Origin of the sequence: Flavobacterium arsenatis (genome assembly GCF_031456785.1) — a bacterium.
GTDB classification, from domain to species: Bacteria; Bacteroidota; Bacteroidia; order Flavobacteriales; family Flavobacteriaceae; genus Flavobacterium; species Flavobacterium arsenatis.
In genome coordinates, this window is record NZ_JAVDVI010000003.1 from 119,723 (window position 1) to 132,559 (window position 12,837).

The window sequence follows — 12,837 nt, forward strand, 5'->3', positions numbered from 1 at the left end:
ATTTGAAAATTTGAAAATTTGAAAAGGTTAAATTTATTTTCGAATAAAAGTTTGAAAAGTAAAATCAAAATTGTGTTTTTCGTCTTTGGGATGAAATTCCTCTTTTTCCAATTTCCATTCATTAGGGTTTATTTCTGGAAAAAAAGCATCTGCCTCAAATTCAGCATGCACTTTGGTAAGTTCAATTTTGTCGGCAAAAGGTAGTCCTAGATTATATATTTCGCCACCACCAATTATATAAACGTCTTCATTTTGAGGTGCTTTTTCAAGAGCTTTATCCATTCCATCAACAACAAAGCAATTTTCAGGATTGTAATCCCTTTGACGTGTAATGATGATATGGGTTCTGTTGGGCAACGGTTTAGGGAAGCTTTCGAAAGTTTTTCTTCCCATTATAATATGATGTCCGGTTGTGAGTTGCTTGAATCTTTTAAAATCATCTGGCAAATGCCAAACCATCTCGTTGTCTTTTCCAAGTGCATTGTTTTCGGCCGCTGCCGCAATCATTATTGTCATTATGGTAAATTATTGTTTAGGTAATAGATCATCCCTTCTTGAATCCAGCTGTTGAATTTTTCGTTCTTGTCGCTTAACAAGTTTGTCAATTTGTTCCCTTTCCCAATTTTTGTTCATAAATCTATCGGTGATGTATACCTTGATAAAGTGAAGAATAACAAGGAAAAACCAAATTGTAATTGCCCAAGGATACCATATTGTAGGCATTCCAAATTCAAGCAATTCGTTGGCAACAAACATAAACAAACTCCCAATTAAAAAAAACACGAAATGATAATAAAGATTTTTCTTTTGTTTTATTCTTTTTCTAGCATATTCGTAGAGTTCTTGTTGTTCTTTTTCCATTTTGAGTTAATTTAGCACTTAAAGATAAAGTTTATTTTCAAAATACAACAATTATTTAGCTGAAGATTGTTCAGCAAGCAAACGATTTCTGTTTATAGATGTTTAATTTAACAGCTTAAAAATTAAGAATACATATATAAATCTCCTCTCTTATTATCATTATGCTAAATCTTTATTAGGTGTATTGCCACTTCATCTGAATTTATTTTCTTTGTCTTATAATATTAAAAATTAAATAGTTATGGCAATTAAGAAACAATTTGTAAAAACGAAGCCAGTTTGTAAAGTTACTTTTTCGGTTGAAGCAAAAGAAGCAGCAACTGCTGTAGTTATTGGTGATTTTAACAATTGGGATCCAAAAGCAGGAGAATTAAACAAGTCGAAAACAGGTGTTTTTAAAGGAGTTTTTGACGTAGAAAAAGATGCATCTTATGAATTTAAGTATGTAATTGATGGTGCTTTTGTAAACGAACCTGAAGCAGATTCATACAAATGGAATGATTTTGCTGGAGCAGAAAACAGCGTATTGGAAGTATAATTTTACTTTTATCAGCAAATAGAAAAATCCGCTATGAGGCGGATTTTTTTTGTTTATTATGCCAATTCACTTTTGGTTTAGCTTGGCTTGTTTTCCTGAACAAAATTTTTGGAAATGCATTTCATAATCGGAATAGTCAGGGTATAACCTAAAAAATTACTTTCAATTCACACTCTCATTTTCAAAAATTAATTCCAAACCATTCGAAATCAATTTATCCAATTCGGGTCTATTTTTTTTGAGTTTTTCAAGATAAGTTAAAACTTCCTCTAAAAATCGAGGGTCATTTTTATCTTTAATAAGCTCAACAATTTCTAATGCTAATAACCAATCTTTAGGATGTCCAATTCTTAAAGCAAAAAAGGTATCGTGCAAGGCCGATTCAGGATCAAAAGCACGTTCTCTTCCTTCTCGAATATCTCGCACTTCACGATACAATCGCTCCAAATTAGAACGCTCTTCCGATTTTTTTGCCTTAATCGTTTTGCTCGACGGAACGTGAGTTATCAAATCAAAACTATTTACATCAGCCGGACCAGAAAATGCCGAAACAACTTTCTTTCCAACCGCCATATCGTAGATTCCCCATTCTGGTTGAAACAAAATGGTTTCACCATGTTTCACAGTACAATTTCTAAAACTAATCAAGGTAATTTCGCCTTGCAAATTTCTCGAACCTGTAATGATCTCACCACTAACTGTGATGTCGCCTTCAAATTCAAGGGTTACGGTTTCGGCTTCATAAATATTGTAGGCTTTCAAATCCCTCGGACTCATGTCTTCAATTGCCAAGTTGATGCCTTTCAGCATTCCAATCGGACTACCAAAACCTTCAGCATGAGTGTTAGTTCCATGACCCACAAGTTCTTTATTTCTGTAGGAAAGTGCCGTTTTTCCAACCGTTTGCACATAAACAGATTTACCGTTGTGTTCAATTACGTTGGTAAAATTCCCTGAAATCTGTAATCCTGTACTCAATTCAATCGTTCCTAAAGCTTTGGAATCAATAAGTTTCTGAACGCTTTTAGGTCCGCCTTTTCGCAACGCCATCGTATTCGCAAACTCTTCCAAAACCTGATTCAAAAACGCAAAATCGGGTGTCACAAAAAGTTGTGGTTGAGGTTTCGTGATATCAAAACTCTGTTCCGCAGCGTCAATAGAATAAGGAATCTTTTTCACTTCATCCGTCATGCACCAAGCACTTTCTCCAATCGACGAAAGCAATCCAGCACCATATATTTTTGGGTTTTCAACCGTTCCAATCAAGCCATATTCAACCGTCCACCAATGCAGGTTTCTGATTTTTGCCATCTCCGACATTTCGCCCATATTGTTCTGCAAATCTTCCACTGCTTTTTCCGCAACATCAATTTCAGCCTGTGGCGTTCCTTCGGCTTCCTTCAAAATCGAAAGCAATCGGATGGCCTCATACATTTCATAATCCTTATGCGAGGAAATGGCTTTGCAACCAATTTCACCAAAACGACGCAAATATTCTGCATATTCCGGATTGGCAATAATTGGAGCGTGACCAGCACCTTCGTGAATAATATCCGGAGCCGGAGTATATTCAATATGCTCCAATTGACGAATGTCCGAAGCAATTACCAACACATTATAAGCCTGAAATTCCATGAAAGCATTTGGCGGAATAAACCCGTCAACGGCAACTGCAGCCCAACCAATTTCTTTCAAAATTCGGTTCATGCCATACATATTCGGAATATTTTCAATCTCCAAACCCGTTTTTTTCAAGCCATCCAAATACGAATTATGGGCCACTTTACTCAAATAATCCACATTTTTTCGCATCACATAACGCCAAACTGCCTGGTTTATCGGAGTATAATCTGCATAATCCTGAGGTTTAATAAACTGCTTTAAATGCTTTGGCAACCTGTCAATCAAGGGGTTACTTTCAAATGAATTCGTCATAACTTCAACTTTGTAGTTTGTCGTAAAGTTACGATTTTTTTTATTGTTGCCATCCGAGGAACGAGGAATCTCATCCAAATTTTTAGGAGCTATTTCCAGCTTTCCATTACAATCTTTTTCCCGAAAACCTTTTTTTCTACGAACCGTCAGGAGCTTCCTCTGGTCGCTCTGCCCGTTCAAGAAAAAATAGGTTTTCAGGAAAAAGGATTTCCATTTCAATCCGGGCTAGGGCGGGGGTGCTGAAATCCTGCAAGGTTTTTTTTGAAGCTTGTAGGTAAGTTTAGTATTATTAGGTTAGGTTTTTATCAACATTCCATCGATTATCATTTTCAAATTTTAATAACTCTTTCGCATCTATATTATCTTCCAATACAGCAAAGCATAGTAAATGAGTAGGACGAGAAAAGCCGACATACATCATTTTAATTGCCTCTTTGCCAGTTGGTTTATTGCAATCGTGATTTTGAAAGAAAAGAGGATTCGTTTTAGTTTGCTTATTTAATTTATTTGTCTCATAAACAGGGGTTTTGTATGCCGATTCGATATACATTGTTGCACAATGAGTTTGCCCTTTTACTGAATGCACAGAACTTACTTCAATATTAATTTCGCTCTTCATTTCTTTTTTTTCAATTGTTTCATTTTTATTAATTTCGATAAATTGATAATTCACACTATTAATAAAGTCAGTTGATTTGTTTATGAATTTCGGAATATAATTTTCTTCATTATACCAATTCCATTTAATAAATATATTTGAAATGTATTCTTTTACCTTTTTGTAAATATTTTCATAATCATTCTTTGTTACAAGGTAAAAGCACCAATCAAATAGATTTGCTTTAAAATTATTATAGACCTCCTCTCCTTGATTTTTTATAAATACAATTAATGTACTTTTTCTAAAGTGCTTTTTTGTTTCTAAATCAAAATAAATATCTTCAAACCTTAAAATTCTGATGAAAGAATTTAAAATAGACTTTCTAACTGCTTCTAAAGTATGTTTTTCTTGGTCAAATAATTGTATATGCTTTTTTAGACAATCAAAATCTTCTTTTTTAGCTTTACTTTCTTTGGAATATCCTGTAAACAAATCTTTAAGACGAATTTTATTAATGCCATCTTTACTTTGCTTTTGTTCATCCTTATCCCACACCGTACTCCAACCAATTATTTTAAAACCATTTTTAATGTTCTCTTCACATTCAAGCAAATTATTTGCAGTTATTAAATCTTCAAATTTTTGCTGTAATTGTTCTCCCGTCGTGTCTTTATTAAATAAAATCAGATGTGGTTTTATGTTTTTTTCAAGTTTATTCAATCCTTTTACAACAAAACGGGGATTTTGATTTTCATCTTTTTGTGGATCTAATGTAAAGCCATTTACTAAACTTGCAATTTCTTCTGTTAAACGATATGAACTATTTAAATACTCTATTTTTCGTGGTTTCCAATCACATTCTACTTTTATCTTTTTACCAGAGCTATAAATCGATTGATTTATGTCTCCAATTCTTTGAATAACTGTTTCAGTACTTTCACTAAAGAAAACATCATCAATTATTTTAATTTGAAATTCTTCTAAATCTTGCATTTCATCAATAAAAACATATTTGAAACGTTTTTGAAGAATGCTTTTTGTTTTAGGGAAATTATTTAATTGTTCATTCGCTAATTCATATGAATCATAAAAAAATATAATTCCTCTTTTCTTCAAATTTTCATAAATTTCTTTAAGTGCTTTCCCAGAATCAGAAGTAAAACTTAAAGTTTTATATTTTCCGAATTTTGGAGAAAAAAAATTATCTTCTCCATAGCTAATATCTTTAATAACATCAATTAAAGTTTCATCTTCACGAGTTTTGGATTGTAAAAAATAATTTAATTTGTATTTAGATTTTACTTGGCTTAAAATCGATTCGTAAATTAAGTCATTATCATTTTTACTAATATATGATCCATATTTATCAAAACAAGATTGATTTGCTAGATACTTATTTGTAAAATTCTGAATCGTACCCACAAAGTTTGGATATTCAAAAAGATGAGGACAATGTTTTTTTAGTTTTTTTTCTATTTCATCAACAGCATGATTGGTATGTGCTAAAACTAAAATACCCGAACCGTCAATAAAAGGCAATTTTTGAGACAAACAATACAGCTTTGCAATCAAGGCAGTTGTTTTTCCGCTTCCAGGAACTGCAAGTAAATCACAAGTATCAAGTTTTTTTATAAAATTAATGCGTTCTTCATCGAAAGGTTTTCCTCCAATAAAAATGCTTTCAGCTTCTTTTATGTGTTTATCATCTATCTCAATTTTCATTGCAAGCATGTTTTATTGCTTTCACTAAATAATACATTGTATCATCTGATTTAAAATTTAATTCTGTCATTGTTTTAATCTTTTCAGATAGCTGATATGCAATTTCTGTCTTTTTAATACTCTTACTTAAAAGTATTGAAGCAAGTCCTACTTCCCAATCAGCTTCTGAAATACAATTTGAAAATGTTGTTGAATGAATATTTTTTAAAACATCTTTAAATATTAGACTTAAAGATTCTGATTTCAATAAACACCATTCAAAAGTCCAAATAGAAGAAATAAAAGGTTTTACAGATACGTTTTCCTTATCTAAAATCTCTTTTTCTTTTTCTTGTAATTTACTTCCGTGGTTTTTAATATCTTGCTTAAAGTATTTGTATTCATTATTTTGCTTTTCTCTTTCATATTCTCTTAAATCTAAATCAGTTATAATAGCTACAGGAATTTTCATGTCTTTATTATCACTTCTAAAAAAAACTTTTGCAAAATGCAGATAAGCAACTGAACCTACATTAATTATTGAAATTTCATTTTGAGTTAGATCATTTTTTATTTTTTTAGCTATTTCAGGAATTAAAATTTCTTCCGACCATCCTTCAACTATTATTACGCCTTTTGCAAAGAATAAATTTGATTTAGTTACATCTAAAAAACGTTTTAAATAATTATAACTATTTTCATATTTTCCATTTTTTATTTCTTCTCCCAGTAAAGTATAATCTTCTCCCATAGGAAATACATCGCTGTTTTTACATATAATCAATGATTTCAAATCAACTTTTGATGCAATATTTGGACTGTGAGTTGTTAAGATGAACTGGATGTCTTTTTCCTTACTTAATTTTTCAATGATTTTCATTTGTGCTTGTGGATGTAAATGAGCCTCAAGTTCTTCAATCATACAAAGCTTTAAACCATCCCAATTTTCTTTTCTTAAATGTAATAATTCGGTCGCCATATACAAACGATTCATAGTGCCGAGTCCTAAACCATTTTGTTCCTCAATTCCTAAAGATAATTTTTCTAAAATGTTTTTTATATCAGTATTGCCAAATGAAAATTCTCCTTTGTGTTTGTCATCAATAAATCCTTCAATAAAATCATCAATGACATCTTTTATTTTTGCTTTATACCCTTTGTTTTGTTCATCTACTTTAAAATCATTCGTGATTTCATCGTTTATTAATTTGAATTGATTTTCAAAGTCATGTTTAATACCACCGATCTTTTTAAAAAGATGATGTTCTTGTAAAATTTGAGAAAGTCTAGAATTTTTCTTTGCAGTTAATTCACTATCTGCATCTCTTAAAGCTTTTAAATAGGTGCATTTTAAATAATCTCTTGCATCAGCATTTAATAAATGACCAGTTCCATCCATTCCAGCTTTTACATCGGAAGGAATAACTCTATTGTTTCTATATTCCGCTTGATAAATCAAAATAAGTTTAGGGCGTTTTTCAAATTTTCCTTCTTCAATTTTCTCGTTTTCCCAACCCAACCATTCAATAAAATGTTTGGCTTCATCATCAGACATTCCAGAAAATTCTAATTCTATCCTTAATTTATCAGTTTCATTGTTAAAATCCTCTTTTTCAACCTTAATCCATTCATAAGCGTGAGTTTTCAGAACTAACTTAATAGCATCTAAAATAGCACTTTTACCAGAATCGTTTTCACCTATTAATACATTCAAACCTCTAGTTAAAGGGACAATTAAATCAGGATTGTTTAAATCAAACGAACCATTTGATCCATACTTTCTAAAATTCCAAAGCTTAAGTTCTGATATGTACATTTGTTTTTGATTTTCAATGATTTGCTAATTTAATTCTTTTAACAATCTCATTTAATTTTAGTTATCAACATTTTATAGTAAAAATAATCACAAAAGATTAAATTTTTATGCCAAACCTTGCGTTAGATAATTTCCATAAAAACAAAAATCCTACAAGGTTAAAAAAACCTTGCAGGATATAAAAAAAACCGCAACATCTCTGCTACGGTTATATATTTTTTTCAGACACTGAATACTGCGACTGTAAACTGCGACTGAACACTGAACACTGTTTACTTCTTCTTCGGAGGATATTGCTCTAAAATCTTCGTCACAAATTCCTTGATTCGTTCTTCTTTCTTTTCGGTGTTTTTGGTCAGATTGCCATCGCCTTCACCTTGCCAAATCATTTCTTTCTTTTTGGCATCAATCAAATCGATAAACAGAGTTCCTTCTGTAGAACGGGTAATAGAGGTGTTATTTCCTCCCCACATCCAAGGATTCCAACCCCATCCCCAGCCGTAACCCCAGCCAGCATTGAAGGTATTCACGTCAACTTGTTCTCTTGATTTTGTGAAAATATTCACCAATAAATCGGGGTTTTCGCTTTTAGTGAATCCTTTAGCCAACATTTGTTCTTCAATGGCACGAAGAATTCTTTTTTTGTCCAAATCGGAAATCTCAACCTTGTCGATTCCGTTTTTATAGAAAGCAAAAGTCTTGAATTGAGTGAAATCTACGTTTTTATCATAGTCGCTTGCCACTCTAACGGAGGAACAAGATCCCAAAATCAGGAGCAATAATACGGGTGCAAATTTTAATATTTTCATAGCTAAATCATTTTATTTATTTTCGTTTTTCTCTTTGAAACTCAATACAATTGCAATAATATTCAGCAATATAGAAGTAAAAAGCGTGGAGTATTTTACAAAAAGATTTTCGGTCAAAATTCCTATTGGAAGAAGAGCACAACCGAGAATCATCAAAGATATACTATTTGCTTTTTTCATCTGAATAAATTAAAAATCTAAAATAGCATCATCTACTAAATTAGGGATGGTTACTTTTAGCAAAGGTTGCGTTTCCATTGCTCGTTTTATTGCAAAAATAGCTCCTTCGTTTCGTGCCCAATTTCTTCGGGAAATTCCGTTGTTTACATCCCAGAAAAGCATTGATTCTAAACGTCTTGAGGCTTCTTTAGAGCCATCAAGAACCATACCAAAGCCACCGTTTATAACTTCGCCCCAACCAACTCCACCACCGTTGTGAATGGATACCCATGTGGCACCTCTAAAACTGTCGCCAATTACGTTTTGAATCGCCATATCGGCCGTAAAACGCGAACCGTCATAGATATTTGAAGTTTCTCTGTATGGAGAATCGGTTCCGGAAACATCGTGATGATCACGGCCTAAAACTACATAGCCTATCTCGCCTCTGGCAATCGCTTGGTTGAAAGCTTCGGCAATTTTGATTCTTCCTTCGGCATCGGCATATAAAATTCGGGCTTGAGACCCAACAACCAATTTGTTTTCTTGAGCTCCTTTGATCCACTGGATATTATCAGCCATTTGCTGTTGGATTTCCTCTGGCGAATTTTTCATCATTTCTTCCAATACATTACAAGCAATTTTATCAGTTTTGGCTAAATCTTCTGGATTTCCAGATGTACAAACCCATCGAAAAGGTCCAAATCCATAATCGAAACACATTGGTCCCATAATGTCTTGAACATAACTCGGATATTTGAAATCGATTTTATTTTCGGCCATAATATCAGCTCCAGCTCGCGAAGCTTCCAATAGAAAAGCATTTCCGTAGTCGAAGAAATAAGTACCTTTTGCCGTATGTTTATTGATGGCATCGGCATGACGACGAAGTGTTTTTTGAACTTCTTCCTTAAATTTTTCAGGATTGTTCGCCATCAATTCATTCGATTCTTCAAAAGTATAACCAGTTGGATAATAACCACCAGCCCAAGGATTGTGCAACGAAGTTTGGTCGGAACCTAAATCAATATGCAGATTTTCTTGGTCAAATCGTTCCCAAACATCTACCACATTTCCTAAATAGGCAATCGAAACGACTTCTTTATTGTCCAATGCTTTTTTGACTCTAGGCACCAGTTCTTCAATGTTTTCGATAATTTCATTGATCCAACCTTGAGAATGGCGAATGTGTGTAATTTTCGGATTTACTTCTGCACAAACCGTAACGCAACCTGCAATGTTTCCGGCTTTTGGTTGAGCTCCCGACATTCCGCCCAAACCTGAAGTCACGAACAATCCACCAGAAGGCGATTTTTTTATTTTTCTGAAACCATTCAAAACTGTAATTGTCGTTCCGTGAACAATTCCTTGAGGTCCGATGTACATATAACTTCCGGCCGTCATTTGACCGTATTGGGTTACTCCTAAAGCATTAAATTTCTCCCAATCATCCGGTTTGGAGTAATTTGGAATCATCATTCCGTTCGTAACCACAACTCTTGGAGCATCTTTATGTGAAGGAAATAATCCCATCGGATGTCCAGAATAAATTGCCAAAGTTTGCTCTTCGGTCATTTCCGAAAGGTATTTCATAGTCAATAGATATTGAGCCCAATTCGAGAAAACAGCTCCATTTCCGCCATATGTAATCAATTCGTGAGGATGTTGTGCCACGGCATAATCCAAATTGTTTTGAATCATCAACATGATAGCTTTCGCCTGTTCGCATTTTCCAGGATATTCAGAAATTGGCCTTGCATACATTCTATAATCAGGACGAAGACGGTACATGTAAATTCTACCGTAGGTATTCAATTCTTCCAAAAATTCCTTTGCCAAAACAGTGTGGTCTTTTGGTTCAAAATATCTTAAAGCATTACGAACGGCCAGTTTTTTTTCTTCATCCGAAAGAATTTCTTTTCTTTTAGGAGCGTGATTTATAGCAATTTCGTAAGGCTTTGGTTGTGGTAAAATGGATGGAATTCCTTGTTGTATTTGTTCTTGGAAAGTCATTTTAGTTGTATGTTGTAAGTTATGAGTTGTATTTTTTTTAGCTGTTACTGAACACTGTTTACTTTTTAATTTCGCCAGTTTTCTTATCAAAGCCATAAGGACAATGTCGACAGCCACTTTTGCAACAATATCCTCGTTTGAGATGGTGTTTTTCGGTAAAACATTTATAACCTTCGGGAGTATAATAAAAATCTTCGCCCTCAATTAATTTATTTTCCTTATTTTGCTCGTTCATAAGCACAAAAATATAAACTTTACAACAAATGTTTGTTATCGTTACGAAATATTTAATTCCGAAAGGATATAATGGTTTAACGCTGTTTCCATTTATAATGGTTCGGAATGATTTCGATAAGGCAAATAAAGTACTCATCAATCACGAAAAAATTCACATCAAACAGCAAATGCAATTATTGGTTTTTCCTTTTTTGATTTGGTATATGATTGAATTTTTATTTCGATGGTTTCAATTTAAGGATAGAAATAAAGCGTATCGAAACATAAGTTTTGAACGGGAAGCCTATGCTAACGAACAAAATTTGAATTATATAAACGAGATGCGTTTTTGGAGTTTTCATAACTATTTAAAAAAATGATTGAAATAATAGAGGTCAAAAATCAATTTGCTTTTAAGGACGAAAAGCGAAATATTGAGGTTTTCATCAAGCGTGAAGATTTGATACATCCTTTTGTTTCGGGAAATAAATTCCGAAAGTTGAAATACAATTTGCTTCAAGCAAAAAATGAAAATCAAACGACATTACTGACTTTTGGAGGAGCATTTTCAAATCATATTTCGGCAGTTGCAATGGCTGGAAAACTGGAAGGTTTCAAAACGATTGGCATCATTAGAGGCGATGAATTGAATGATAAGATAAACGAAAATCCAACCTTGAAATTCGCAAAGGAAAACGGAATGCAACTTGAATTTGTTTCGAGAGAAGAATATTCAAATAAGAAAAATTTAGAATTTTTGGAAGCTTTGAAATTAAGATTTGGAAGTTTTTATCTTATTCCTGAAGGCGGAACGAATACTTTAGCTGTAAGAGGTTGCGAAGAAATTTTAACGATAGAAGATGCAGTTTTTGACTATGTATGTTGTGCTGTTGGAACAGGCGGAACCATTTCTGGAATCATCAACAGTGCTTCTCTAAATCAAAAAGTTTTGGGCTTTCCTGCGTTAAAAGGTGACTTTTTACAAAATGAAATTCGTAATTTTGCACAGCACGATAATTGGCAACTGATAACAGACTATCATTTTGGAGGTTACGGGAAAATTAATGAAGAATTAGTGCTGTTTTTGAATCAATTTTCAGAAAAGACCAAGATTCTTTTAGACCCGATTTATACAGGAAAGATGGTTTTTGGCGTTATGGATTTGATGCAAAACGATTATTTTCCAAGCAATTCCAAGATTTTAATTATTCATACCGGTGGCCTTCAGGGAATTGCAGGAATGAATCAGTTGTTAGAAAAAAAGAAATTATCCAAAATAAATACAGATGTTTAAAAAAATTCTATTTCTACTCACCATTCTGGTTTTCTTTAGTTGTAATTCTTCCAAGAAATATGTAAGAACTACCAAGAAAACACCTCCAAAAACAAATAAATCGGTTGCAACAAAAAAGCCCGTCACAACAAAAAAGCCAGTTGCAACAACAAATTCCAATTCAAATGGAAGACAGGAAGTGATTGAATCTACTTCAAAAACAGTGGTTTATAGCGATGTGGTTTTTAATTATGTAAATGATTTTAAGGATATTGCAAAAGGAAATATGAAAACCTATGGAATTCCGGCCAGTATCATTTTGGCACAAGGAATTTTAGAATCTGGAGCAGGAAGAGGCGAATTGGCTAAAAACTCCAACAATCATTTTGGAATAAAATGCCATACGGGCTGGACAGGAGAAACGGTTCACCATGACGATGATGCCGCACAGGAATGTTTTAGAAAATACAAAGATCCTGCTGAATCCTACAAAGATCATGCTTTATTTTTAACAGGAAGAAGCCGTTATGCAAGTTTGTTTCAATTAGAAAAAGACGATTATGAGGCTTGGGCAAAAGGGTTGAGAAAAGCGGGATATGCAACCGATCCAAAGTATCCAGAAAAATTAATTGGCTACATTGAACGATACAATTTGCATCAATATGATGCAGAAGTTCTAGGAAACAATTTTGTTCCTTCTGAAAAATCAAATAAGCCGATTCAAATTGCCGATCATCAGGTAGGGAATTTATATGAGGTTCAAAAAGGCGACACTTTTTATTCAATTTCAAAAAAATTCAATCTAACGGTCGATGAGTTGAAGAAGAAGAATAACCTCTCGGACAACACACTTTCAATCGGACAAAAATTAATCATAAAATAATTCTTGGATTCAGATGTGTTCAATTAAGAGAA

At 33.1% G+C, this 12,837-nt stretch carries 12 protein-coding genes; 3 read left to right on the forward strand and 9 right to left on the reverse strand.

All coding sequences use genetic code 11. The annotated features are described in order from the left end of the window. Positions 1–33 precede the first annotated feature (33 nt). Complete coding sequence (locus tag J2X31_RS04600) at positions 34–516, reverse strand: dihydrofolate reductase (RefSeq protein WP_310024836.1); 483 nt, start codon at positions 514–516, stop codon at positions 34–36. 9 nt (positions 517–525) lie between these two features. Further along, positions 526–861, reverse strand: a complete 336-nt coding sequence (locus tag J2X31_RS04605) for a 2TM domain-containing protein (RefSeq protein ID WP_310024837.1) — start codon at positions 859–861, stop codon at positions 526–528. A 241-nt stretch (positions 862–1,102) separates the two neighbouring features. On the opposite strand from J2X31_RS04605, the gene J2X31_RS04610 reads away from it, so the two are divergent. Then, the gene (locus tag J2X31_RS04610) at positions 1,103–1,399 is read left to right on the forward strand and encodes an isoamylase early set domain-containing protein (RefSeq protein WP_310024838.1); all 297 of its coding nucleotides are present in this window, start codon (positions 1,103–1,105) and stop codon (positions 1,397–1,399) included. A gap of 162 nt (positions 1,400–1,561) precedes the next feature. On the opposite strand, the gene J2X31_RS04615 is transcribed toward J2X31_RS04610, so the two are convergent. The 7 genes from J2X31_RS04615 to J2X31_RS04645 form a co-directional block, all read right to left on the reverse strand. Then, positions 1,562–3,334 (reverse strand): aromatic amino acid hydroxylase, encoded by a 1,773-nt coding sequence (locus J2X31_RS04615; RefSeq protein ID WP_310024840.1) that lies wholly within the window; start codon positions 3,332–3,334, stop codon positions 1,562–1,564. A gap of 289 nt (positions 3,335–3,623) precedes the next feature. Continuing rightward, a complete protein-coding gene (locus tag J2X31_RS04620; RefSeq protein ID WP_310024842.1) occupies positions 3,624–5,657 on the reverse strand; it encodes a UvrD-helicase domain-containing protein in 2,034 nt (677 codons plus the stop codon). Continuing rightward, positions 5,647–7,452, reverse strand: a complete 1,806-nt coding sequence (locus J2X31_RS04625; protein WP_310024844.1) for an ATP-dependent nuclease — start codon at positions 7,450–7,452, stop codon at positions 5,647–5,649. Before J2X31_RS04625 ends, J2X31_RS04620 begins: the two co-directional genes overlap by 11 nt. 272 nt (positions 7,453–7,724) lie before the next feature. Beyond that, positions 7,725–8,261, reverse strand: a complete 537-nt coding sequence (locus tag J2X31_RS04630) for a DUF4136 domain-containing protein (protein ID WP_310024847.1) — start codon at positions 8,259–8,261, stop codon at positions 7,725–7,727. 12 nt (positions 8,262–8,273) lie between these two features. Further along, on the reverse strand, positions 8,274–8,441 hold the full coding sequence (locus tag J2X31_RS04635; RefSeq protein ID WP_310024849.1) for a hypothetical protein: 168 nt from the start codon (positions 8,439–8,441) through the stop codon (positions 8,274–8,276). 9 nt (positions 8,442–8,450) lie between these two features. Next, positions 8,451–10,433 (reverse strand): urocanate hydratase, encoded by a 1,983-nt coding sequence (gene hutU / locus J2X31_RS04640; RefSeq protein ID WP_310024850.1) that lies wholly within the window; start codon positions 10,431–10,433, stop codon positions 8,451–8,453. A gap of 58 nt (positions 10,434–10,491) precedes the next feature. Then, positions 10,492–10,668: a C1orf53 family protein gene (locus tag J2X31_RS04645; RefSeq protein ID WP_310024851.1), complete on the reverse strand. Its 177-nt coding sequence runs from the start codon at positions 10,666–10,668 to the stop codon at positions 10,492–10,494. 357 nt (positions 10,669–11,025) lie between these two features. On the opposite strand from J2X31_RS04645, the gene J2X31_RS04650 reads away from it, so the two are divergent. Together J2X31_RS04650 and J2X31_RS04655 are read left to right on the forward strand one after the other, a co-directional pair. Next, positions 11,026–11,943 (forward strand): 1-aminocyclopropane-1-carboxylate deaminase/D-cysteine desulfhydrase, encoded by a 918-nt coding sequence (locus tag J2X31_RS04650; RefSeq protein ID WP_310024852.1) that lies wholly within the window; start codon positions 11,026–11,028, stop codon positions 11,941–11,943. Beyond that, positions 11,936–12,805 carry a glucosaminidase domain-containing protein gene (locus J2X31_RS04655; RefSeq protein WP_310024854.1) on the forward strand — a complete coding sequence of 290 codons (870 nt, stop codon included), beginning with the start codon at positions 11,936–11,938 and terminating at the stop codon, positions 12,803–12,805. Before J2X31_RS04650 ends, J2X31_RS04655 begins: the two co-directional genes overlap by 8 nt. Positions 12,806–12,837 lie beyond the last annotated feature (32 nt).

What these genes read in the sequence shown, in the direction of transcription:
- J2X31_RS04635 (WP_310024849.1), bottom strand. Translation starts at nt 8,441, where the DNA reads ATGAAAAAAGCAAATAGTATATCTTTGATGATTCTCGGTTGTGCTCTT.
- J2X31_RS04615 (WP_310024840.1), bottom strand. Translation starts at nt 3,334, where the DNA reads ATGACGAATTCATTTGAAAGTAACCCCTTGATTGACAGGTTGCCAAAG.
- J2X31_RS04645 (WP_310024851.1), bottom strand. Translation starts at nt 10,668, where the DNA reads ATGAACGAGCAAAATAAGGAAAATAAATTAATTGAGGGCGAAGATTTT.
- J2X31_RS04630 (WP_310024847.1), bottom strand. Translation starts at nt 8,261, where the DNA reads ATGAAAATATTAAAATTTGCACCCGTATTATTGCTCCTGATTTTGGGA.
- J2X31_RS04625 (WP_310024844.1), bottom strand. Translation starts at nt 7,452, where the DNA reads ATGTACATATCAGAACTTAAGCTTTGGAATTTTAGAAAGTATGGATCA.
- J2X31_RS04600 (WP_310024836.1), bottom strand. Translation starts at nt 516, where the DNA reads ATGACAATAATGATTGCGGCAGCGGCCGAAAACAATGCACTTGGAAAA.
- J2X31_RS04620 (WP_310024842.1), bottom strand. Translation starts at nt 5,657, where the DNA reads ATGAAAATTGAGATAGATGATAAACACATAAAAGAAGCTGAAAGCATT.
- J2X31_RS04610 (WP_310024838.1), top strand. Translation starts at nt 1,103, where the DNA reads ATGGCAATTAAGAAACAATTTGTAAAAACGAAGCCAGTTTGTAAAGTT.
- hutU (WP_310024850.1), bottom strand. Translation starts at nt 10,433, where the DNA reads ATGACTTTCCAAGAACAAATACAACAAGGAATTCCATCCATTTTACCA.
- J2X31_RS04655 (WP_310024854.1), top strand. Translation starts at nt 11,936, where the DNA reads ATGTTTAAAAAAATTCTATTTCTACTCACCATTCTGGTTTTCTTTAGT.
- J2X31_RS04650 (WP_310024852.1), top strand. Translation starts at nt 11,026, where the DNA reads ATGATTGAAATAATAGAGGTCAAAAATCAATTTGCTTTTAAGGACGAA.
- J2X31_RS04605 (WP_310024837.1), bottom strand. Translation starts at nt 861, where the DNA reads ATGGAAAAAGAACAACAAGAACTCTACGAATATGCTAGAAAAAGAATA.